The 21936-nt window shown below is 71.8% G+C and carries 28 protein-coding genes; all 28 read right to left on the bottom strand.

Translation table 11 applies throughout. The features are described 5' to 3' along the window. Window positions 1-8: 8 nt before the first annotated feature. Window positions 9-812: a DUF317 domain-containing protein gene (locus SCAB_RS10665; protein WP_013000083.1), complete on the bottom strand. Its 804-nt coding sequence runs from the start codon at window positions 810-812 to the stop codon at window positions 9-11. Next, window positions 809-1672: a hypothetical protein gene (locus SCAB_RS10660; protein WP_013000082.1), complete on the bottom strand. Its 864-nt coding sequence runs from the start codon at window positions 1670-1672 to the stop codon at window positions 809-811. Before SCAB_RS10660 ends, SCAB_RS10665 begins: the two co-directional genes overlap by 4 nt. 30 nt (window positions 1673-1702) lie before the next feature. Beyond that, window positions 1703-2299, bottom strand: coding sequence for a hypothetical protein (locus SCAB_RS10655; protein ID WP_013000081.1), 597 nt, complete (start codon window positions 2297-2299; stop codon window positions 1703-1705). Between the two features lie 57 nt (window positions 2300-2356). After that, on the bottom strand, window positions 2357-4150 hold the full coding sequence (locus SCAB_RS10650; RefSeq protein ID WP_013000080.1) for a type IV secretory system conjugative DNA transfer family protein: 1794 nt from the start codon (window positions 4148-4150) through the stop codon (window positions 2357-2359). A gap of 32 nt (window positions 4151-4182) precedes the next feature. Beyond that, a complete protein-coding gene (locus SCAB_RS10645) occupies window positions 4183-4962 on the bottom strand; it encodes a DUF317 domain-containing protein (protein WP_041669039.1) in 780 nt (259 codons plus the stop codon). A gap of 2 nt (window positions 4963-4964) precedes the next feature. Next, entirely contained in the window at window positions 4965-5483 is a 519-nt protein-coding gene (locus SCAB_RS10640; RefSeq protein WP_013000078.1) for a hypothetical protein, read from the bottom strand. A 73-nt stretch (window positions 5484-5556) separates the two neighbouring features. Beyond that, window positions 5557-6372, bottom strand: a complete 816-nt coding sequence (locus SCAB_RS10635) for a DUF317 domain-containing protein (RefSeq protein ID WP_013000077.1) — start codon at window positions 6370-6372, stop codon at window positions 5557-5559. Then, on the bottom strand, window positions 6363-6719 hold the full coding sequence (locus SCAB_RS10630) for a hypothetical protein (RefSeq protein ID WP_013000076.1): 357 nt from the start codon (window positions 6717-6719) through the stop codon (window positions 6363-6365). The genes SCAB_RS10635 and SCAB_RS10630 overlap by 10 nt, the downstream gene beginning before the upstream one ends. Before the next feature lie 26 nt (window positions 6720-6745). Continuing rightward, a complete protein-coding gene (locus SCAB_RS10625) occupies window positions 6746-7549 on the bottom strand; it encodes a DUF317 domain-containing protein (protein WP_013000075.1) in 804 nt (267 codons plus the stop codon). Then, window positions 7546-7929, bottom strand: coding sequence for a hypothetical protein (locus SCAB_RS10620; protein ID WP_013000074.1), 384 nt, complete (start codon window positions 7927-7929; stop codon window positions 7546-7548). Before SCAB_RS10620 ends, SCAB_RS10625 begins: the two co-directional genes overlap by 4 nt. Before the next feature lie 288 nt (window positions 7930-8217). Next, window positions 8218-8913, bottom strand: a complete 696-nt coding sequence (locus SCAB_RS10615; protein ID WP_041669037.1) for a DUF317 domain-containing protein — start codon at window positions 8911-8913, stop codon at window positions 8218-8220. 174 nt (window positions 8914-9087) lie between these two features. Further along, the gene (locus SCAB_RS10610; RefSeq protein WP_013000072.1) at window positions 9088-9738 is read right to left on the bottom strand and encodes a hypothetical protein; all 651 of its coding nucleotides are present in this window, start codon (window positions 9736-9738) and stop codon (window positions 9088-9090) included. Continuing rightward, on the bottom strand, window positions 9735-10493 hold the full coding sequence (locus tag SCAB_RS10605) for a hypothetical protein (RefSeq protein ID WP_013000071.1): 759 nt from the start codon (window positions 10491-10493) through the stop codon (window positions 9735-9737). Before SCAB_RS10605 ends, SCAB_RS10610 begins: the two co-directional genes overlap by 4 nt. A 20-nt stretch (window positions 10494-10513) precedes the next feature. Further along, window positions 10514-11209 carry a hypothetical protein gene (locus SCAB_RS10600; RefSeq protein ID WP_013000070.1) on the bottom strand — a complete coding sequence of 232 codons (696 nt, stop codon included), beginning with the start codon at window positions 11207-11209 and terminating at the stop codon, window positions 10514-10516. Between the two features lie 13 nt (window positions 11210-11222). After that, window positions 11223-12068, bottom strand: coding sequence for a hypothetical protein (locus SCAB_RS10595; protein ID WP_013000069.1), 846 nt, complete (start codon window positions 12066-12068; stop codon window positions 11223-11225). Then, entirely contained in the window at window positions 12065-12490 is a 426-nt protein-coding gene (locus SCAB_RS10590) for a hypothetical protein (RefSeq protein WP_013000068.1), read from the bottom strand. Before SCAB_RS10590 ends, SCAB_RS10595 begins: the two co-directional genes overlap by 4 nt. A 98-nt stretch (window positions 12491-12588) precedes the next feature. Further along, window positions 12589-13086 carry a hypothetical protein gene (locus SCAB_RS10585; RefSeq protein WP_173402856.1) on the bottom strand — a complete coding sequence of 166 codons (498 nt, stop codon included), beginning with the start codon at window positions 13084-13086 and terminating at the stop codon, window positions 12589-12591. Then, entirely contained in the window at window positions 13028-13474 is a 447-nt protein-coding gene (locus SCAB_RS46905; protein WP_013000066.1) for a hypothetical protein, read from the bottom strand. The genes SCAB_RS10585 and SCAB_RS46905 overlap by 59 nt, the downstream gene beginning before the upstream one ends. Before the next feature lie 18 nt (window positions 13475-13492). After that, on the bottom strand, window positions 13493-14683 hold the full coding sequence (locus SCAB_RS10575) for a hypothetical protein (protein ID WP_086022848.1): 1191 nt from the start codon (window positions 14681-14683) through the stop codon (window positions 13493-13495). Continuing rightward, window positions 14680-15138, bottom strand: a complete 459-nt coding sequence (locus SCAB_RS10570) for a hypothetical protein (protein WP_013000064.1) — start codon at window positions 15136-15138, stop codon at window positions 14680-14682. The genes SCAB_RS10575 and SCAB_RS10570 overlap by 4 nt, the downstream gene beginning before the upstream one ends. Window positions 15139-15512: 374 nt before the next feature. Then, a complete protein-coding gene (locus SCAB_RS10565; RefSeq protein ID WP_013000063.1) occupies window positions 15513-16256 on the bottom strand; it encodes a glycosyltransferase family 2 protein in 744 nt (247 codons plus the stop codon). A 47-nt stretch (window positions 16257-16303) separates the two neighbouring features. Further along, entirely contained in the window at window positions 16304-16819 is a 516-nt protein-coding gene (locus SCAB_RS10560) for a hypothetical protein (RefSeq protein WP_013000062.1), read from the bottom strand. Between the two features lie 156 nt (window positions 16820-16975). Beyond that, a complete protein-coding gene (locus tag SCAB_RS10555; RefSeq protein ID WP_013000061.1) occupies window positions 16976-17770 on the bottom strand; it encodes a hypothetical protein in 795 nt (264 codons plus the stop codon). A 293-nt stretch (window positions 17771-18063) separates the two neighbouring features. Further along, window positions 18064-18999 (bottom strand): hypothetical protein, encoded by a 936-nt coding sequence (locus SCAB_RS10550; protein WP_013000060.1) that lies wholly within the window; start codon window positions 18997-18999, stop codon window positions 18064-18066. Then, complete coding sequence (locus SCAB_RS47270) at window positions 18989-19159, bottom strand: hypothetical protein (protein ID WP_013000059.1); 171 nt, start codon at window positions 19157-19159, stop codon at window positions 18989-18991. The genes SCAB_RS10550 and SCAB_RS47270 overlap by 11 nt, the downstream gene beginning before the upstream one ends. A 109-nt stretch (window positions 19160-19268) precedes the next feature. Continuing rightward, window positions 19269-19838 carry a hypothetical protein gene (locus SCAB_RS10545; RefSeq protein ID WP_013000058.1) on the bottom strand — a complete coding sequence of 190 codons (570 nt, stop codon included), beginning with the start codon at window positions 19836-19838 and terminating at the stop codon, window positions 19269-19271. Between the two features lie 15 nt (window positions 19839-19853). After that, window positions 19854-21359, bottom strand: a complete 1506-nt coding sequence (locus tag SCAB_RS10540; protein ID WP_013000057.1) for a VirB4 family type IV secretion system protein — start codon at window positions 21357-21359, stop codon at window positions 19854-19856. 28 nt (window positions 21360-21387) lie between these two features. Further along, complete coding sequence (locus SCAB_RS10535; RefSeq protein WP_013000056.1) at window positions 21388-21849, bottom strand: DUF6238 family protein; 462 nt, start codon at window positions 21847-21849, stop codon at window positions 21388-21390. Window positions 21850-21936: the final 87 nt, after the last annotated feature.

The raw sequence follows: 21936 nt of genomic DNA, 5'->3' as shown, positions 1-21936 counted from the left end.
CGGGAAGGTCAGCGGAGCGATCGTGTGGGGTTGGCAAGGCGCATGTGTGCGGTTGTTCGGGCCACGGGGACAGCGCTGGCCGAGGACCGGGCGGTGGCGCGGGCAGCGTGAGCTTGGGTGCGGGCCGCCGCAGAGCGGATGGTCAGGAAGGGCAGGTGGCGCTCGGGGAGGTTGTGCGGCCTGCGGCGGACCGGCGCCGGGCTGGAGAGGGCGTCGGCGGCGGTGATCAAGTGCAGCGGGGTGGCGGAGGTGAAGTCCGCGTGCCAGCGGGGCCCGTTGGCGGCCTCGACGCCCGCGTACATGGTTCGTTCGGCGGCGGCGCCGCCTTCCAACTCGGAGTGGAAGTCGGCGTCGTACTGGCGGAGGCTGAGGTAGGCGTGTCGGTCGGGTGAGTGCTGGTACTGGAAGAGGGCGTTGGCCTCGTCCTTCCAGCCGCGGGCGATGAGGACATCGCCGGGGGCGATGGGGGTGAAGTGGGGGCCGCCGGGGAGGAAGTCCTTGTGGTCGTTGTCCAGTCCGCGCATGAGGGTGGTGGTGAAGGCGGAGACGATCTCGGCAGGCGTGTCGCGGGTGAAGTGAGCGGTCCAGCGGGGGACGGCCAGTGGCGCGCGGGCGTAGGAGATCGACCAGCCGTTGGGAAGGCGGGCGATCTGCGCGCGAAGGCAGGGGCTGGAGAACATCCGCCCGGCGGGCGTGCGTGCCTCAGCCCAGCCCGCTGCGTGCAGCGGGCGGGTGACCACGGCGGAGTTGCCGGGGCCGGCCAGATAGACGGGGCCGACCAGTACGCGGTCCGTCGGGGCGAAGCCGGTCATCGCGTGCGTCCTGCTGCGGCCTGCTTGGTCGCAGGAGGCGTCACGGCCGCCGTTCGGGCGGGGGTCGTGACGGGCCTGTGCTGGGCGAGGGCACGCTGGCCTTCGGCGGTGACGTGGAGCCGCTGGCCCTGGTACAGGGACGTCGTGGTGTCCACCTCGACGAGTCCTCGCTTGATCAGAGCGTTGAGGGTGGCGACGTTCACGGTGGCCCGGTCCTTGTCGACGGCCTTGGTGACGCCGTACCGGCTCGTCTCGTAAAGGGAGCCGCCATCTGCGGACAGCCGGACGAGGACGGCGTACTGGCTGTCCGTGATCTTCGGTGCCGGTGTCGCCTGGTGCTGTTCGGCGTGCTGCTTCAGGTCCCGGGTGATGCCGCTGGCGAGGTAGTAGCAACCGGTGTGGGCGAGATCGAGCTGGTGGGCGGCGTTCGCGAGGTGTTCCGCCATGGCGGGGACCGCCTCCGCGTGCCGCGCCGTACGCACCGCTGCCTCATCGGCCGGAGTGTCGGGGAACGGGGCGCCCGGCGGGCCGGGGAAGGGGGCGCCCTCCAGCGGGTTGGCCTCCAGAGCCAAGGCCAGGTCGCAGGCGGCGAGACTGGCGGCCAGGACGACGGAGGCGAGTGCTTCCAGAGCTGGGCGGCTGCCGGGTACGGCAGTGTACTGGCTGCCGTCGAGGGCGGCGAGGCGGAACATGGCCTGCTGGACCAGCTCGTTGGTGTCCACGATCTTCGCCGTGAGCTGCTGCCGGGCGTCGGTGCCGGGGGGCAGGGCGAGCGAGCGGATCTCGCTGTGCAAGTCCTCGAAGTCGCTGCCGAGTTGCCGCAGTCGGGCGATCTCGGCGTGCAGGTCGATCTGGTGCATGGTGCAGTGCTCCGGTGGAGGCGGACGGGGTCAGCGGCTGCGCCGCTGGACCGGTGTGGTGGGCGGCGGTGAGGGGGCGGCACCGGGGCGGGATGGTGCCGGTGGGATGTCCTGCGTGGTCGCGATGCCGAGGTCGACGTGCACGCGGACGCCGTGGGTGTAGAGATGGGCCTCGGCACGGACTACCGCGTTCACGGCGTCGGCTTCGCCGGGCCCGGCAGCCAGCGTGTATTCCCCCGTCGTTTCTGTGGGAGTGAAGCCGTGTTGGGTGAGGACGTCGCCAGCCCGGTCCGTGAGAGCGGTGGCGGTGACCGTGCCGTCGTGGAATCGGATGGTCGCCTCGCGCTCGGCACTGTCGGTACTGGGGTGATGTGTGGTCCAGGCGAGGTCGACGAGGTCCTGGGTGTGGGCCATGAGTCCGTAGGCCGCGACGCCGGCGCGCTCGTGCGCGTCCTCGGCCGTCTCGGGCGGCAGGAGGTAGAGGGTACGGCCCTGGTGTTCGCGGGCGGTGAATCCCGCCCCGGTCAGGATGCGGGCGGCATTGCGGAGAGGGCGGTTGAGGACGACGAAGGTCCATCCGTCGCCGGTCGAGCCGATGAAGACGTCGTGGTGGTCGGTGAGAGCCATGGTGCTCCGGAGGGTCGTGGTGCAGTGAGCGCGGTCCGGGGGCGTAGCGCAGCCCGGTCAGGCGGCCGTGCCGTAGCCGCCCTGCTGGGGTGCGTGCTTGGCGATGGCGCGTGCGGTGATGGCCTTCGACGCTCGGGCGGAGGCGGCGGACAGGACGTCGGCGCCGGGCTCCAGGTACCAGGGACGCAGGTCGAGCATGGCGGCGCGCATGCCGGTGGCGAAGCAGAGCGCGGTGCCCTTGGGCAGGGCGCGGATCGCGTCGGCGGGCAGGATCCTCTCCTGCCGCATCGACACGGAAGTTGACCTGCCGGACTCGGAGTGTGAGGTGGAGGTGGTCTCGACGTCGTGGTCGCCGATCAGCCGGGAGAGCTTGTCGGCGAAGTCGGGGTCGTCGATGCCGCTGCCGATGACCTTGACGGTCGAGGCGGACCACATGGCGTCCATGCCGGCGTCCGACCACACCTTCTGGCCCTGGCGGTAGGACTGGAGGATGGTGATCGGGATGATCCCGCGGCTGCCGAGGTGGGAGTACAGGTCCGGTAGGTCGCTGATCTTGCAGACGTTGGCGGCCTCGTCGAGGATCGCGAGCATGGGCGGGTCGAGGCGTCCGCCGGCGCGTTCGGCCTGGGCGGTCGCGGCTCGCATGACCGAGTCCGCGCACGCCGCGATCAGCGCACTGGCGCCGCCACCGCCGTCCTTCGACAGCAGGTACAGCGTGTCGGTGGAAGTGACGAACGCGGACGGCCGGAACTCGGGGACGTCCTTCTGCGGGGTGACCCAGGCGGCGATCTCGCTGTTGAGGAGGGCGGCGGCGTACTGGCGGGCGGTCTCGTAGATGCCGTCCCGGGTTTCCGGCGGTCCTTCCACCGTTCCCTTGAGCTGGGCGGCGACGGCGGCGAGCTGGTGGTCGCGGAGGATGTCGAGCGGGGTGCGGTCGGCGGGGAAGGCCAGCCACTGCATGACGTCGGTGATCGGCCGCTCGTCGAGGGCCGCAGCGAGGAAGAGCTGAGCGAGGATGTTGGATCCGGCCTTGGACCAGAAGTCGCCCTGCTGGCTCGCATCTACTGAGGCGGCGAGGAAGTGGCCGGCCAACCGACCGGCGCCGTCCAGGGTTTTGGCGTCCGCCAAGGGGTTCCACCACATCTCGCGCGCGGCGTGCGCGATCTGCTGCGGGTCCATCGACCACACCTGCCCGACGCGGGCGCGGGCGTCGTAGGTGGCGGTGAAGGCGTCGCCGGCGGCCTTGTTCGAGGTCAGAAGGACCGGGCCGGGCGCGGCGAGTATGGAGGGGATCGCGAGCGAGGTGGTCTTGCCCGAGCGGGGCGCCATGATGGCGACGGCCACGTCCTCGTAGCCCATGCGCACCTCGTGCTTGGTGCCCTGCAGGTTGCCGAGCAGGATGCCAGTGTCGCGGGCCTCGATGTGCTTGGCGTCCTTCAGGCTCGGGCGCAGAGAGCGGGCCTTGTCGGTGATCGCCTTGGCCATCAGCGGCTCGATGTCCCGGGCCTTGGCCATGCCGGTGATCTTCTTCTTCCGGCCGCCGCTGCGGTTCTTGTGCCGGGCCCACAGGATGCCCGCGGCCGTCCCGAGGGCAAGGAGGAGGAGAACGGGAACGATGCGGGCACCGATCAGCAGGGACGTTTCTCCCGCGTCGGGCCAGACCTGCTCGGGGTGGAGCAAGGCGGTGGTCGGCTGGTAGGGGGCCCAGCTGGCTCCGGTGAGGTAGGCGGTGATGTTGCCGGACAGCCAGGCGAGGTGGGCGAGGGGGACGACGACAGCGAGCACGCCGATCAGGAGGCGCAGGACGAGGTCGTACCCGTCCGTGTTGCTGTTGGAGGAGGAAGGGGGCAAGGGCTACGTGCTTCCGGGCGGGGGCGGAGGGATCAGCGGCTGCGGCTGTTCTTGGCCGGCGGCTGCCGTGAGGGGTTCGGACTCGCCGGCGGGGTGGCGTGCCGGGCAGCGAGGGAGTGGACGCGCTCTTCCAGCGCCCCGGCCACGTACACCGCGAGCACGTCCGTGGTCCTACGGGCGACGACGTTCGGGTCGCGGGTCGGGAGACCGCGCCCGCTGTCCATGCGCAGCACGGGCTTCGGATGGGCGAGCGCAGCGGTGAACGCGGCGACCAGGTACGCAGGAGTGTGCGCGCCGAAGCGGGCCTGCCACACCGGCCGGTCCCGGCCGAGTGCGGCGGTGACGAACCAGGCGCCCGGTTCTTCCACGCTGCCCAGCCGCTGGACGTACGCGGTGCCGTCGGGTGACACGAGGCCGTTGTCCGCGGAGGCGGGCGACCAACCGACCTGTTGGAGCGGCCCGTAAGGATCGGAGGATGCGCCCGTCGGCGGGGCCGGGTCGGTGAGGGCATCGGTGGCGGCGGCGATGAGTTCGACGGGCGTGCGGGCGCCGAAGCTCGCGTACCACGCGGGCCGGTCCGGCTCCGCAGCGTGGTGAAGGGTCCACCACTGTCCGTCGGGTTCGGGTTCCAGGCGCAGGAGGGCTTTCCGGCCGGGGCTGGAGAGCAGGACGCGCGGCATCAGGGGGTCGTCGCCGTGGCTCCAGCCGCAGGCGCGGTGGAGGGGGATGGTGATCCAGGCGGGGTCACCGCCACCGGCCAGGTGGCGCGGTGCGATGAACTCGACCTCGACAGTCTCGGGAGCCGGGGCCATGGTCACTTCCGTGCCGGGGTTCGCCGGTCGGCCGCGGGAGCCGGTGCCGGTGCAGGTGCCAGAGGTGAGGGGGCTTTGCGGGCGGCGGCGTTGATCTCGCGGAGTGTCTTGCCATGGGTGGCCCAGTCGTCGAGGTAGCTCCACGATTCGGCGTGGTACTCGGCGAGGGCGTCGTCGAAGGACGTGGTGCCGGGCTTAGCGGTGGCGGGAAGGGAGTCTCGGGTTTCCAGCCACTGCTCGTGCAGTTGCTCGAGCCGGTCGAGGGCGGTGTGCAGGACACCCAACTGGTAGACCCAGCGGCTCTGAACGGTGCCTTCCGGCAGGCGGCCCAGTTGCGTCTCCGCTGTGGCCAGCAGGTGACGGGCGCCGTACCGGAGCGATTCGAACGCCTCGGCGGTGTCGGCGTCGCGCTGGCTCGCGCGCAGGCCGTAGGCGTGGTCGTCGTAGGGCCATCCGTCGAGGTCGGTGTGCTCGTCGGAGTAGGCGTCCCAGGCGTCGAGGATCTTCTTGCTGTCGCTCACGTAGTGGTCGAGGTGACGGAGGAAGTCGCGGTGTGCGCGGTGATCGGCGGAAATGGTGAGGAGTCCTGTCGGTTCAGCGGCGGGCGGCTGGCTGGGCGGTGTGAGCCTTCGCCGGGGCCGTTGCGGGTTTTGTCTGCTGTCGGCGGCGTGCCCGGGCGCGGAGCGACTCGATACGCGCGGTGTGCGCGTCGACCACCTGCTGCGGACGCAGCGGGCTGGGCTTCTGCACGGCGCTGTAGTGGCCGGTGCGGCCGTACATGCCGCGTTGGAGCGGGCTTCGGTCGACCAGCGCGGTGAGGAACGATCCGACGAGGCGGGCGGGGGTGCGCTCGTCGAAGTAGGCGTGCCAGATGCGCGGGCCGCGGAACTGTCCGTGGCCGGGCTCGCGGGTCTCGACGTGCCAGGACGGCCCATGGCTGAATTCGCTCAACGGGCGCAGTTCGATGTGGCACATGGAGTCCGGCGAGTGCGCTGTGCCGTCTGAGTCGCGGTGCCAGCCCGCCGAGTTCACCGGCTGCCACGGGTCCTGCTGTTGTGGCGGCGGGGCGATGAGGGCGTCGGTGAAGCCGGTGAGGACCTCGGCGGGCACGAGTTCGCCGAACTCGGCGTACCAGCCCGGCTCGGTGTCGGTGGGCTCGGTCCACAGCCGCCACCACGCGGAGGTGGTGGACTGCGGGTCGAACTGGAGGCGGTGCCGACGGTCGGGGCTGCGCAGGACGATCTCGGCACTCAACGGGTCGGAGACGGCGCTCCATCCGGCGGCGGCCAGGCCATGGGTGACGTGGCGGGCATCCCCGGGGCCGGCGAGGTGGCGGGGGCTGGTGTCGAAGGGGATCTGCCCGGCGTGCTTGTCGGCGAACGCGGCGAGCTGCCGTTCGCTCAGCGGCACCGGCCGTACCCCTGCCCGTTCACGGCGGTGCTGCCATATAGGTCGCGGAGGTCGTCCAGCACGTAGTGGAGGGTGTGCTGGTCGGTCTGCTCCCACGCGGCCGTGCGCAACTCGGTGATCAGGAGATCGAGCTGCGCGGTGCGCGGCGTGCCCGGGTGCTCCTGCACGGCGCGGGCAAGGGCGCGCAGGGTGTCGGCGAGTTGGACGGGCAGGCCCGTGTATTCGTCGAGGAGGGGCTCGACGAGGGCGAGTGCTTCCACGGGGTTGGGGCCCTCGCGCAGGTAGTCGGTGAGGTGCGACAGGGTTTCGGTCGCGGTGCGGATGGTGTCCGGGGTGAGTGCGGGCATCGGGCTCCTTGGGACGGGGCGTCGGGTCAGCGGCGGGTCCGGGCGCCGCCGGCGGGGGCGTAGGGACGGGCGGTGGCGCGTGGCCGTGTGCTTCGGGCGCTGTTACGGGCCCAGGTGGCGGCGCGGGCGGCCGTGATCCGGGCCTGCTGCCACGCACTGAGCTGGGAGGGCTTGACGGAGACCGACCAGGTGCGGATCTGTGCGCTGTGCGGGACGCGCCCGCGCGGGCGCATCACGGGATCGGGGCTGGCGAGTTCGGCCGAGAGGGCTTGCACCAGGTGCATCGGAGTGTTGGGCGTGAAGTTGGCCGTCCAGCCGTTTCCCTGCTTGTCCTGTGCCCCGGTCCACCACATCGCTGTGCCGTCGGGGCTGTGGTGGTACTGCATCCACGCGGTGCCGTCGGGGCTGGTCGCCGTGTAGTGCTCGCCCTCAAAACGCGCGTGCCAGTTCTGCTCCTGCAGGGGTGCCCAGACGTTGGGGGCGTGGGCTGAGCGGGGTCGGGTGAGGGCGTCGGTCATACCGGCGACGATCTCCACCGGCGTCTGCCGGCCCAGGTGCGCCGTCCATTCGCCGTTGGGGCCGTCCGCTTGGCCGTGGATGGTCCACCCGCCGGGCAGGATGTAGGGGTCGTAGGAGACGCGGGCGGTGCGGTCCGGGCTCTCCATGAGCAGAGGACCGCCCTTCTTGGACTTGTCCCGCCAGCCCGAGGCGCGCAGGAACTCCGAGACGTGGCGGACGTCGCCGCCGCTGGCGAGGGCACGGGGCTGGACGAGGTAGTGCTGCTCGGCCTGCTCGCCTGGTCCCCAGCCTTGCCATTGCTTGTTCTTCACCGGTGCCGCCGGACGACGAGCGGTGCGGGTGCCGGGGGCTTGGCCGCGGTGGTGGTGGGCTGGGTGCCGACGTGCTGCAGGGTGTCCCTGTGTTCGTCCAGGTCGAGGCTGATGTCGTGCAGTTCGTTCGCGGCGCGGCCAAGGGCGAGCCACACTTCCGCGGGGAGGGCGCCTCGTTCGGCCTGGTCCTTGGCGAACACGCTGCCGGTGGCCACGAGGTGGGTGATGCCGCCGAGGACTCCGGCATCCGGGTCGAGGACGCGGGCGATGACCTGCGCGGCCTGGGGTGGGGGGAGCTGAGAGAGATGGTCGGCGAGCTGGCCGAGGTGACGGGTGATCTCGTCGGCCAGCCGCACCGGGTAGGGGGCGTGGTGGGACATGCTCCTCCGGGGCAGGGGGACGGTCAGTGATGGTGGCGGTGCCCGACGCGCTGGAGCTCGGCGAGCCCGGCCTCCGGGCGCGCACCGGCCAGGGGCACGGTGTGATCGGGGCCGATGGGGATACAAACGCGCAGGTAGCGGCGGAAGAGGAGGCCGGCCAGACGAGGCCGACGCTCGGCGGCGATCGGTGGTGGCTCGGTACGAAGGGGAATGCGGGGTACGGAAGGCTCCTGAACGAAGGAATTAGGGGAAAGGGAAGAGGGCGGTGGCGCGCGGGGGCCGTGCGGGTCAGCGGTTACGGGTGGCCGCAGTGGCCCGGGCGGGCTTCAGTTCAGGCGCAGCGCTCCCCGATCCGGTGGTCCGCCTGGTGCGGGCGTCGGTGATCCGGGCTTCGAGCAGTGCCTGCTCGTCGTCCCACCCGTGCGCTGTCCGGGCCAGGCGGGTGTGGGGCCCGCAGCCGTACAGCGGCGTTCCGATGGCCATCCGCGGTAGCGGATCGTCGCGGGCGAGACTGCGGGTGAACGCCGTGACGACAGCGAGCGAGGTGTGGGGGCTTAAGGCGGCCGTCCACCAGCAAAAACCGTTGACCGTGCACTGGGCATGCCACGGTCCTGGCGTGCGGGCGTGTTCGGGTTGTCCGGTGATGCGGACCAGGCCGTCCGGTGACACCGCTGTCAAGGCGGGGCCAGTACCGTCCGGGCGCCAACCCGCCTCCAGCAGCGGGGCAATGGCCCACCCGCTGGCGGCGGTTGGCGGTTGGCGCATGGCGTCGACCAGGGCGCTGACGTACTCGACGGGGAGGTACGCGCCGAGGAGTGCTTCCCACTGATGCCCGGCAGGGCCGGTGGCGCGCAGGTTCCAGGTCCAGCCCGCACGCCGGCCGTGTACGACATGCAGGCGTCCGTCGGGGCTGGCCAGCGCCGTGTGCTGGTCGATCGTGGACACGTTGTGCCAGCCGTGCCCGCGCAGCAGCAGCTCGGTCAACTGCTCCCAGTCACCCCCGCCGGCAAGGTAGCCGGGGGGCGGCCAGGACATAGGGGACGGCAGACGGCTGACGCGGAGGCAAGCGGGTGTGGACTCCTGTCGGACGGAGAGCGGGCAGGGACGATTCAGCTACGCGAGCGGCGGAGCCGGTGGGGCGAAGCAGCTGCCGCACGTTCATCGATGGCGGGACATGGGGGCGGATGGCTGCGCCGGGCTGGGCAGCGTCGTTGCGGGTGCCGGCCGGTGGGCCGTCCGCGCGGCGTCATTGCGGGACAGGAGGATGCTGTCTTCGGCGCGGGCGAGAGCGTGCGCCGTTTGCCCGAGCTGCACGGCCGCCTGCGGGTCAGCGCCGGTGGTCTCCAGCAGCCGGGACCAACCGATGAAGGCGCCGACGAGGGCCTCGCGAAGGAGAGGCAGCAGGCCGGCATCGGGTTCGGCGATCTCGGTCAGGACCGCGGCGACCTCGCCACCGCTGCGAGCGTCGAGGGCCCGTCGGGAGAACTGGGCGAGATAGCGCAGGGCGGCCTCACGTTCGTCGTCGGGCGGTCCGAAGGTGTTCAGCGCCGGCGCGAGGTGGACGCTGTATCCGGCGGCGAGCAGGGCGTGCGAGGCGGCCGTGGCCCTGTGGCGCTCGTCTTCTGACGGGAGGCCGAGCGGGAGTCGGTGGTACTCGCCCCGGGGACCTGGGGCATTGAGGAAACCGTTTCGCTGGAGTATGCCGGCCGCTTCCTGGGTGCCGCCGAGGGCGATGACCAGCCCGGTGCGGGAGTCCTTGGTGATGGTGATGTACTCCCACACCGCGAAGTCGGGCTCGCCCTGCCTCATCGGGTCCTGGTCGCCGAGGCTCGGGGTGCGGCCGGGGCCGGCGGCATGGAAGCGGAAGTGGAGGTGGGCGCGGTGCGGCCTGCGGGGTGCTGGAGGGCGGTGCCGATGCCGAGCCCGTCGAGCTGCGGGCCGATCGCACGCAGGGCGCGCGCCTGTGCCTTGGTGTCGTCGCCGCTGAGGCGGTAGATGCCGCTCTGCGGCTCCTGGATGAAGCCGTTGTCCACGAGGATGGCACCGGCACGGTCGTCGACGGGGGCGGTGGCGACGCTGCCGTCCGGCTGCCAGGTCAGGACGACCCGGTCCGGCTGGGAGGGCTGGATGCCGCCCAGGGCGTTGTGCCGGACCTGGGCGAGCGCGCTGTCGTAGCGGGCGAGCAAGTCGCCGGCGACCTGCTCGGCGCCCAGGAACGGGTCGTCCGCCAGGGCGATGCCGTTGGGCTCGGGGACGGCGCGGTACGCCTCGTCGGGCAGGGCGCGGGGTGCGACGGCGGCGAGAAGGAACCCGTCGCGTTCATCGTGCCGGTCCAGAAGGACCAGCTGGGCGCCGTCGGAGCGCCTCAGGACGGCTGCCTGCTGGAGCGGGTGCTCGGCCAGAGAAGCGGCGACCAGGTCCAGGTCCCAGATGCGGTCGGCGAGTTCGGCGAGGTCGTCCTTGGCGTCCGGCGGGAGGTGAGTGCTGGTCCAGGTGTCGGGGAGTTCACCGGCGAGGACGTCGGCGTACGAGGCGAGGCGCTCGGAGGTGTCGTGGTCGTGCATGGTGTCCTTGGGCGAGGGGGTCAGCGGCGCAGTCCGGCCGCGACCGGTGGTGGCGGGGTCGGGAGCGAGCGCGGCGGGGGCGGGCAGGCGCATACGGCGGAGCGCTCGCGCTCGGTGGCGGGGACCTCCCCGGTGCAGATGCTGCGACCGGGGTGAGGGGCGCGCCGGTCGGCGAGAGCGTTGCGGGTGGCCGAGAGATCGTTCAGAAGCGAGCGAACGCGCCATTCGTCCAGGTAGCGAAGGCGCCGGGCGACGTGTTGATCGGCTGCTCCTCCGAGCCCTTCGTGGAATTCGGCGGTGGCAGTGAGGACTTCGCGCAGGGCGACGAGGATGCCGTCGTGGGCGGCGGTCAGCTCGGTCAGCGCGTCAGCCGCCTCTTCGGTGGTGGTGGCCTCGCGAATGCGCTCGGCGAGGTGGGCGACCGCGGAGCCCAGCGGCAGGTGACTGGCCGGACGGGCGTCTGTGTCGAAGTCCTTGTCGCAGTCGACGTGGTATCCGATGGCCCGGAGACGGGCGACAGCGTCGGCGGCGAGACGGGACTCGTCGTCTTCGGTGAGGCCGGTGGGGGCACGGTGGTAGGTCTCGTGGACGCGGACGACGGCGATGAAACCCGCGCGCTGGAGAATGCTGTGCGCCTCGGAGTCGCCACCACGGGCGAGGAGTTCGTCGGAGTGCGGGTCACGGCGGATGTCCAGGAAGCGGTCGGTGCGGGGCAAGGAGACGTTTCTCCTACGGCGATCGGTGGGCGGTGTGCCGGGCGGCGGGCGGTACGGCGGCGACCCGGGGCTGGATCATGTGGGCTGCGATGCTGTCCAGGTCCTGCTGGATGGCGTGGAGGCGGCGGGCGACCAGCTCCAGGCGGTGCGCGGTGTCGGTCCCGGCGACGCCGGGCTGGCGGGCGATCCGGTGCGCGGCGTGCTCGACGAGTCCGCGGACCGTGGCCAGCGGGCCGGCCTGCTCGTCGGCGAGCTGCGTGAGGACGCTCGCGAGCTGGGCCGATGCCGTGGGCGCCAGCCGGATGGCGGGCCGCGGGGCGGGCCCAGTGCGGACGGGGATCAGGTGCAGGTCCTGCTCGATGCGGCGCGCCTCGTCCGAGAGGCGCCGCAGGATGTCTGCGGGCGGGGTGTGCCATGCGCCGTCGAGGTGGATCAGGTTGGCGATCAGGTCGAGGCGTCCAGGCTGGGCCTGAACGGCGATCCACCGGCAGCCGTCCTCCTTGCCCGGAATCTCGATGCCGGCGGCCCGCGCGAGCCGGTGGGCGGCTTCGGCCCACTCGGGGCCGGTCAGCTCCCGGTCGTCCGGGTGAAGTCGGACGTCGAGGTGGAGAATCGGCCGCCGGTCATCATTCGGGCGTGCGGCGAACGGGTGCTCCAGGTACGGGTCTTCGAGGTGCTCGGCCCACTGGACGGACGTCCAGGTCCTCTGCTCGTCGTCCAGGGTGAAGTAATCCAGGCCCGGCCAGTGGGCGACGACCGTGTATTCCGTCAGGCCCTCGTTCGCCGAGATGGGCCGCCCCAGCGCCTCGGCGAGCGGGTCGCGCGGAGTGTGGGTCCGCTCATGGAGGCGGGGGATCACCGGCCGCCCCGGATGTCGGCGATGTGCACGAGCTGACCCAGGGCGGTGGTGGTGTACCAGCCGCAGTCGATCAGCTCGTCGCGGCCGGCGAACCGCGCAAGGAGCGTGTCCTCCATGGCTCGCAGGTGGATCAGGCAGTCCGGGCAGCGGCGTGAGAGGTGCACGAGGTAGCGGGGGTGCGCGGTGACGTAGGACTGGGCTCCGCCGGTCGCATCCCGCAGCCGCCAGCCGTCCTCGTCGGTCAGGGTGTGCCAGGACGGAGCGACGACGCGCATCGCGTCTCCCCACAGTTCACCGCCGGCCACCCCTTTGAGGACGACGACGGTGTCACCGGCCTGGAAGTGCTGGTGCGTGATGTCCCGGTCGGGTGTGAGCGGGTCGGGTGTCGGCGCGAAGGCTGACGTGGGCGGGGGCTGGGACATGCTGTTCCTTCCACGCGAGGTGGGCGGGGTGGGAGGAACAATGGTCCGGAGGAACGCCGGTTTGGCTAACCGGCGTTTCCCGGCTATGTTCCCCGCTGTCAGCGGAACGGGTTGTCCGTCCCGCGGTCCGCCTCGGTGGCTGCGTCGAGGAGTTCGAGCATGTCGGTGCCCTCTGCGTCCCTCTGATCTATCCACCACCCGGCGCGCGTGATGGAGCGGGCCTTCTCCTCCAGCTCCGCCCAGTCGGCCTCGTCCCAACTCCCCTCTACGACCAGCGCGGTGTGCGCGGCCGTCATCAGCTGGTGGCGGGAGCGCTCACCCCAGTCCAGGGCCTTTTCGGGGCCTTCCAACTGCGGCATGTCGAACTGCTTCGCCCACGCGAGGGCCGCCTCCTGCTCGGAGGCGCGCTTTGCCGCGAGCCACTCCTCCTTGGACTCGGTGTCGGCGTCGCGCGCCGCCTTCCAGCAGTCGCTGCAGTCCTTGGCCGCGAGCCAGCGGGCAAATCCCGCCCGCTTGTCGGCAGGACGTCCGGACAAGTCATGAACCACCTGGTGAGAGCATGCGTGCTCCACGGTCCACTGCGTACGGACGGCCATAAATGGATCTCCTCAAAAGGGTTAGAAAGTAGGGGGTTGCGCCCTGATCAGGGCGTCTGTGCCGGCCGCGCTGCATGTGTCCGGTGGGACCGAGACGTCGGCGCGCGCCGGCCGGAAGGTGCACCGTGCTGTGGCCGCCGCGGTCCATGAGGCGTCCCTTGACCGGCTGGGTCAGCGGGCAGGGCAGCCCGTGCAGGGCGCTGAGCAGCCCGCCGAAGGTGATGCTGCCTCCGCTCGCGGTGGCCCACAGGAGGATGGCGACGGGCGCCATGCCGTTGGGGAGGCGGCAGGTGAGGGTGCCGCCGACCAGGCGGGTGACGTACGGGCTGCCCGGCACCGCGCCGTAGGTGGTGCGCGGTGCAGGGGCCGGGAGTGCGGTCGGGGACAACGGGTGCTTTCTCGGTGCTCAACGGTGGCGGGCGGGCGTGCTGACGCGGGGCGGCGGCGTGGGTGGTGCGGTGTCCACGGCGGGGCGCGGGCGGACGCGCAGCACGGGGGTGCGGTGCGGCGGCAGGACGGCGACGGTCGCGCCGAGGTCCTCGGCCGCCTCCTCGACTTCGCGGGTGAGGAACTCGATCTGCCGGCCCAGCGCCGAGAGGCGGGCGGCGATCTGGCGGCCCTGCGCGGTCTCCAGCGCGCTGGCGAACTGGCCACTCGTTTCGAGGAGTTCTTGGAGACGGACCATCGGGCCCGCGTCGTAGCCGCGCTGGACGGCCCCGAAAAGAGCGTCGGACGCGTCACCCGCAGTCCGGCCTTCGACGACATTGCGGATGAGTTCCTGCAGCGACACCTCCGGGGCCGGCACCGGGCGGTTGAACCGGGAGACGTCCGCGCGCAGCACGCCAGGCGGGACCGGGACGGGCAATACCTTTCCTGCCTCGTATTCGTGGGCGTAGTGACCGATCACCTGCCAGCCCGGTGCATCCGGGTCCCCTCGCAGCGCGACCAGCGTCGAGTCGTCGTCTTCGACCAGGTAGGCGAGGGCGATCGGTTGCCCGTCGGCGGCGTACCAGGACTCGGTCAGCTCCAGTTCGCCTCGCCCCTGCGCGGCCTGGGCCACCTCGGTCCACATCCGCTGTTCTTCGTCGGTCAGCGGTGCCTTGTGGTGGTGCCCATCGCTCTGGTCGGCGAGGTTGCTGGCGATAAGGCTGTGATCCGCCCATGCGGTGAGGTGCGGCCACAGTGCCGAGTGCTGCCCGCGTTCCTCCGGGGAGCCGGGAGCGGCCGGCCGGTCGAGCGTCCGGCGAATCTCGGCGGCGGAGGCGGCCAAGCCGTCCAGCACGGCCCGCCACCCGGCCAGATGCCGGGCAGGTGGCAGCTCGTCGAGCGCGCGGCGGGCGACATCGAGCAGAGCATCGGTGTGCGGGGCGAGGTGGGTGGTGTACGCCTCCACCGCCGCCTTGTCGCGGTGGGCTCGTGCGGCTGCTGCGGCGCTTGGGTGGACGGTGCGGCCGTAGCGGTCGCGTGTCATGTCGAGCGCCGTTTCGGTCTCGCGGTCGATGACCGTCATCCGCAGCCGGAAGTCGCGTGCAGCGTTGGCGAGTTCCGGTGCCATCGGCCGGGGGCCGTCGGGCATCTGGTTGTTTGCGGGCGTCATCGGGACCGCCCGCCGCCCGAGGCCGTCAGGTGGACGGTCGGTGCGTAGGTGGGCTTCGGCGGGATCGGCCGGGCGGCCGGCGCGGAGGTGGTGGGCGGTGTGGCGCGACGCTGAGTCGTTCGGCCGGCGGCGGCCTGGGCGAGACGGCGGCGTTCCTGGAGCCCGTTGGGCCGGACCGGGCGTGGTGGGCTGGCGGAGACGGCCGGGTCGACGCGCATGTCGGCCTGCACCGTGTAGCCCAGGAGGCGAAGATCGTCGACGGCCTGGCGGGTGCGGCGCCGACCGTCGCGCTCGGGCTCGCTGAGCCGGTACAGCCCGGGCTCACCGGGGACGGGCTCGAACTGCTCGCGTTCCAGGTACCAGTGGGCGATGTGCGCGGGAAGGGAGGAGGTGTAGGAAGCGACGAAGCCGTGCGTGTCGTGGGTGCCGAAGGCGAAGTGGGTGCCGGGTTGCAAGGGGGCGGGGTTCTCCTGACGTTGTCGGGGTGGAGCTGTCAGTGGCTGCGGTGCGCGGGACGGGCCGCGTGGAGGGGGCGGACCGGCGCGGCGACGGGGAGGACGGGGCGGCGGTGGGGTGCGCTCACGAGGGCTTGGCGCCGGAAGATCTCGCCGTCGCTGCGCCCAGGTCTCGATGGCCGGCCAAGCGCGGCCTTGCGACGGCGCAGGACCGCCGTGGACGACCTCGGCGAGCAGGGTCTCGGCATCGGTCACGGGTGCCGGACAGGCGGGACAGCGTTGCGGCGAGGGTGGTGCGCGCCCACGGGTACTGCTCGCCTGAGGCGATGGCGACGAGGCCCGACTCCGGGCTGTGCGACAGGATGATCTGCGCCTCACCCATCGACCTCGTCCTCACCGCGGTGCAGGACGGCGCGCAGGCTGCGGCCGTAGGCCCAGGCGTGCTCCCGGGCCGCCGCCTCCAGCTGGTCATACCCGACCTGGGCCGTCATCTGCCCGTCCCATTTGCGGTATCTGTATACGGGGACCGGCAGCAGGATTCCGGGCGCGAGAGCGGTCACGCCGAGAGCCGCGCAGTAGTCCTCGCCCTGGACGAGTCCGCCCATCGGAGCGGCGCGCACGAGGTCGGTGCGGGCGAGGATCGTGGTCGGCCCGATGGGGATGGTGTCCGCCGGGGACTTCCAGTACGTCCACACGTCGCCGGCCTCGTGGCGGCCGGGCGGTGTGGGACATCGCCACAGGGTGGTGGAGCCGTCGGAGTGCTGGTCCTCGCTCCATCCCGCACACCAGCCCACCCCGGTCGATTCCAGGGTGTTCAGCCGTACGGACATGGCGTCGTCGGTGAACTCGTCATCGTCGTCCGCCCAGTTCGTGTACCGGGTACGGACGTGGGCTAGGGCCAGATTCCGGGCGCAGGCGGCCCCGACCGGACGGGGCAGCACCAGCGTGCGGACGCAAGGGTCCTGCGCGAGCGGGGTCGGCAGGCGGTCTGGAGAGGCGCCGTCGATCGCGATCACGGCCTCCCACGGCACGGACTGCCGGGTGAGGCTGGCGTGCATGGCGGTCAGGTGGTCGAGCCGGTCTTCGCGCAGGCGGCTGGCGATGACGACGGTGATCAAGGGCGTGGTGTGCGGGGGCAGGGAAGGCTCCGGGGAGACGAGGGGGACTAGCGGCGCGTGGCGGGGCGCGGGTTGCCGGCCTTCGCCGGGGCGGCGGCGGGAGCGCTCGGGGGCGGCGCGCTGCGAGATGCCCGGAGAACCGGTACGGGGTCGAGGGAAGACCAGGCCGCCGGGTAGTCGTTGAAGGCGGTGCGCGGGTCGATGGCCCAGTCCACGACCGGTCCGATGTCCTCGTGGAGGAGGCTGATCACCTCGATGCCCTCCTTGTGCAGGATGTACCCCCACTGCATGTCCTGCTCGTCGGCGGTATAGGCGGTGACCGACATGCGCCGCGGCGGGGAGCCGTCCGGGGTGATCAGGTGGTCGAGGGTGCGGCTGGGCCAGTGCTCGCCGCCGGTCAGCGCGGCCACGAGCGCGGGCGGGGCGTCGTCGAGGAGATCGGTGCCCAGCTCGTCCCAGCCGACGGCGACGTCGTCGATGAGGTGCCGGGACATGGCCTCCACGTTCCGCCCGAACTTGTGCTGATAGGCGGCCAGGAGCAGAGGCAGGTGGTGGCTGGGCACGCCGTCAAGCTGGACGTGGATGCCGCTGTACCCCGTTCCGTCGGTGGGGCGGGCGATGAAGGAGCGTGTGGACAGGGAACTCTCCGGTTCGAGCAGTGGGGTGGGGGACGTTCGTCGGCCATCAAGGTGGCGGGCGGCCCGCGTGGGAGAGGACGTCTACGCGCGGTCCGACCACGCGGCGACCGGGGGGCCGGAGGCGTCGGTGCGAGCGCAGATGTAGCCGATCAGCCGGGACGGTCCGGGCTTCACGGGGACGGCGGCGGCGTCGTTGCACACGAACGTGTACGTGATGGAGGTGCGGGGCACGTCGTGGAGCCAGGCCCGGTCGTCCTTGCCGGGGTTGATCTGCAGGCCGGAGTGCGCGACGGCATCGGTCTGGGTGTGCGTGTGGGAGAAGAAGATCAGCGCACCGCCGTCAGTGGTCTTGAGGGCGTAGGCGTCCTTGTAGCGGTTGGCGGCGCCGGCGAAGACGGTGGTGCCCTGGTTCCCGAAGCGGGCGCCGGTCTTGTCGTGGATCTCGATCTGCTGCTTGCTCGCCTTGGTCGGCGCGAAGACCTTCGTCCCGGTGCTCGAGCCTCCGGTGGCGAAGTTGTCGAGCACGGCGGCGCGCAGCGGGCCGGCGCCGGCCGCCAGTTGCTTGTTGCCGTCTGCGGCGACGGCCCTCGCGTACCCGTCCTGATCGAGGGCGATGCCGGGCAGCTTCTGGCCGTCGAGGTCGACGACGGACACCAGCTCCCAGCGCTTGTGCTGGGGCCGTTCGGCGAACACCCCCAGACGGGAGGGGGCCTTGCCCTTCTGGTCCGAGAGCGCGGCGACGAACCAGCGGTCCTGTCCGGCGGCCAGGCGCGGGATGTACAGCTTGGCGTTCGCGGAGTCGTAGGACCACGGCTTGTACGGCTGGCGGTCCGCCGTGGGGAGTCCTTCGGACTCGGTGTAGTCCGAGACGGACATCGCGTACAGCGGTCCGTCCTCGACCGTGTCGAGCAGGGCGCGGTTCCGGTCGGCGTTGGCCTCGTTGTTGATCTTCGAGTAGTGGGCGATGACGTCGCGGGCCAGGCCGGCGGTGAGGGCCGGTGCGGGCTTCGGGGTGGTGCTGGCACTGGGGGTCTGCCGGGCGTGGGCGGTGCCGTCTTCGTCAGTGCAGCCGGTGAGCGCCAGGGCGAGGCAGGCGGCGCCGACGAACAGCGGCAGGGTACGGCGAGCGGTGCGGATGGGGGCTCCAAGGATCTGCGGGAGGGAGTGGATCAGCGCGTACGCCTGGTCGTTGGTGCGGTCTTCGGTGGCGTCGACGGGAGGGCTCGCGGTGGAAGGGACGGGGTGGAGGGGAGCCGCGGCGCCGGCACGAGCGGGGTCAGGGCCCGCATCCGGTCCTCGGCCATGTGCAGCACCTCTGCGAGGTTGCGGATCTCGGCGGCGGCGTCGGCGAGGTCGTAGGACAGGTCGAAGCCGTCGTCCTCCTCGGCTTCCTTGGCCTTCTCCCCGGCTGCTTCGAAGAACTCACCGAGCCGTTCGAGCAGGCCGTTGACCGGATCCAGAATCTGGTGCAGCAGGGCAGCGGCGTCCGCGTGTGACTCGGCTCCGTTGAGCCGGTCGGTCAGAGCGAGCATCGCGTCGCCGTAGATGTAGACAGGTGCGCGGTCTGAAGTGCCGGGGACGTCCGGGGCCTCCGGCCCGTGGAGCACCGGCGTAGCCGGGAGCACGTGGGGGTCTGTGGTGGGCGAGGGGGGATGTGGCAGCAGCCCGAGCTGGGCGAGGCGATGGTCGATCGCCTCGATGAGGGGCTGGGCGTTGCCGCCGTGGCGCCCTTCGGGCCGCTGGGGGCCACCGGGGTCGTCGGAGGGAGCCGAGTCGTAGACGACCTCGAACAGCTCCTGGTCGTCGGGGTGCTCGCGGGTTGCGATCCAGCCCTCAGGGTCGCCCGGCGGGCGCTCGGAGGGGGGTTCCTGCGGCGGGCTGATGATCAGGTAGCTGTCGTCGGGGAGCGACACGCGCACGATGTAGGCGCTGAGGCCGAACTCGATGTCGCACTCCAGCCCGCGCTCTCGCAGCGGTGTGGTGATGTGCACGTGGCGGCGCCACAGCTCCTGCCACCACGGGGTGTCCACGTTGCGATGGTCGGGGAGCGGCGCGAGCGGAGCCGCGCGGCGGGCGTCTGGGGTACTCGTGCCGTCAGCGGCCACGGCTCCTCCTGCGGGAGGTCGGCGTGCGGTGCGGCGGAGGCGTCCGTCGAGCGGGGGTGGCTTCCGGCTTCGGCACCGGACTGAAATCGAGTTCGTACTCGTCGTACGTGGCGATCAGGCCGTGTTCCATCTGGGCTTCGCGGTCGGCGAGCTGCGCCATGAGGTCGTCGTGCTCGGCCTGGCACTGCTGGTACTCGGCCCAGTCGGCGTCGCTGAAGTGGGCGGGGCGGTTCAGGGGACTCCTTGTGAAGAGGCGGGAGCGGCCCGGGTTAGCGGTGGCGACCGCTCTGTTGGGGCGGCGGTGGCACGGGGCTCTCGCGGTGGGAGGGCGCGCGGAAGAAGCGGTGGAAGTCGAGGTGGTCGTCGAGTTCCTTGGCCGCGTCGCGGAGGGCCTGCGAGGTGCGCCGCAGGTAGGCGCGGGCCGTGGCGTGGTCGATGACCATGCGGTTCTTGAGGTAGTAAGGGTCGGTTGGGCTGGAGGGGAGCGGCAGACCGAGGGCAGTCTCTGCAGTCTCCGCGAAGTGCGATGTCGCGTGGGCCGACAGGGTGCCCGCCGTCGCGAGGTGGGCCAGGGTGGCGCGGCCTGCGCGGTTCGTGCTGTGAGGGCTCGCGGCGAACTCGGCAGTGAGCCGGAGGACCTCGCGGGAGAGGTCCTGCGCACCGGTGGCGTGCTGGAGCAGCTCGGTGCAGGAGGGCTCGGCCGGCACGTGGCCGCTCTCGTCCAGCAGTTCCCACTTCTGGGCGCTGTCGGAGAACTTGGCCTTCATCGCGTTGAGTGCGCCGATAAGGTGGAGGGTGTCGTCGCGCGGTATCAGTTCGCGCTGGATATCGGGTTTCATGAGCCTTTTGCGGTTTCAGTGCATGCGAGCGTCGGTGTCGAAGAGCGCCAGCTCGTGGCTGTGCAGGAGGTGCTGCACGATGAAAGATCGTCCGGCGACTTTCCACAGGCCACGCCCACGGTTGAGGTGGGCGATGGCGTCCATTTCGACGGAGGTCAGGCCGAGCAGCGAGGCCGCGGCGTTAAGTTGGTCGGTCTCCTGGCGGTAGATGATGCGGGTGGAGCAGTCTGCGAGGAGTCCCTCGGCCAGGGCGCGCCCCTGTGATCCGGCGTCGCCGGCGGTGAGCAAGTCGGACAGCCGGTGGATCACCATGAGGTTCGCGATGCCGAGGCCGCGGGAGAGCTTCCACTGGGCCTGCATGCGCTGGAGCAGCCCGACGTGTCTCATCAACCGCCACGCCTCGTCGTACACGATCCAGCGCCGGCCGCCGGACGGATCGGAGAGGGCGGATTCCATCCAGGCGCTCGCGCAGGTCATCGCCAGGACGAGGGCGGTGTCGTCGCCGGAGCCGCCGAGCCGGGACAGGTCGATGGTGAGCATCGACGCGGTCGGGTCGAAGCTCACGGTGGAGGGGGCGTCGAACATGCCGGCCAGGTCACCGTGGACGAGGCGGCGCATCGCGTGGGCCAGGTCGCGGGCAGCGTCGCCGAGTTGGCCCGACATCATCCCGGCGGCTTCGTCGAGCGCACTGGGGTTGTTGAGGGTGGCGGCGACGTCGCCGAGGAGCGGGGTGCGGCCGGTGGCGGCGGCGCGGGTGACGACGGAGTCCAGGGCGACGTCCAGGGCGGTGTGCTCCATGGGCATTAGGTCCCGGCCCAGGACCGTCCGGGCCAGGGAGCCGAGCAGGAGCAGGCGCCGTTTGCGGATCTCGCCGACCCAGTCGGCCTCCGCAACGCTCTGAGGGCGCGGTGCCGCGTCCAGAGGGTTCAGCCGCCCGGGCAGCCCGGGGCCGAGAGCGACGGACCGGCCGCCGAGGGCTTGCGCCACCGGCGTCCATTCGCCTTTCGGGTCGCACGGCACGTAGACGCGGTATCCGAAGGCGACCGAACGCAGCGCGAAGCTCTTGGCGAGCGCGCTCTTGCCCTGGCCGATCACCCCGGCGAGCAAGAGGTTCGGGTTGGTGAATCCCTCGACGCGGCCGTACAGCGCGAACGGATCGAAGACGAAGCTTGCTTCCGCGTGGACGTCGCGCCCGATGTAGATGCCCTCGGCGCCGAGTCCGCCCTCGGCCAGGAACGGATACGCGCCGGCGGCCACCGCCGTCGTCATGCGGTGCGCAGGCAGCTTCAGCCGGTTTCCACGTGCGGAGGCGAGCCCGGGGCGTCCGCTCGGTGGGTAGAGCGCGGGGGGTATCTCGTGCTCGGCGGATGTGCTCTCCCTCTGGTGGGCGCTGGCTTCCGCGCGGGCCTTGGCGGTGGCCTCGGCGAGCTGGCGACGGGCGGCCTTGCGGCCGGCGCGGTCGGTGGCGTGAGGGGTGAAGAGCGGGCTGGCGGAGGCGCGGCGGGCGGGCCGGTGGCTCATCGGTGGCCCTCGATTCTGCGGGTGGTGCTCATCGCACGCAGGCCGTGGTGCGCGGGCGGAGATCGGTGGGGGTGGTCTTGCGGCGGATGCTGTGTCCGGCGGCGAGGTGGCGCTGGCAGACCGTCAGCACGGGCGGTCCCTCGGGCAGCCGTTCGGGATGGCACGCGCTCGCCTCGGCTTGTGCTGCTGCGTTGCTGGGCAGCAGGTGGAAGGCGGAGTGGACCTCGCTGGCGGCCTGCCAGAGGCGGGTGTGCGCGGTGGCCAGGTGGCGGCCGGCGGTGGGGTGCGGCGGCTGGGTGCTTTCGGCGAGGTGGTCCAGGAGTTGGTGCAGGGCGGTGAGGTGGGCGTGGAGCACATCGAGATGCAGGCGGTCCGCCGGCCGGAGCGGGTTCGCGTCCGACGGCGCCCATGCGCGGGTGTGGTGGCGGACTCCGGCGCTCGCGGCGCGGAGGTAGGGGTGCGCATCGTCCGGTGGTGTACGAGAGGTCAAAGGTGGTGGTCCTTCCCGCCGGGAGGCAGGGGCGGTGACGGATGGTCCGTCACGGGTGATCGAAGAGCAGCGGGCCAGGGTGCCGGC

The organism is Streptomyces scabiei 87.22 (assembly GCF_000091305.1).
GTDB classification, from domain to species: Bacteria; Actinomycetota; Actinomycetes; order Streptomycetales; family Streptomycetaceae; genus Streptomyces; species Streptomyces scabiei.
This window is presented reverse-complemented; position numbering and strand designations above follow the sequence as displayed.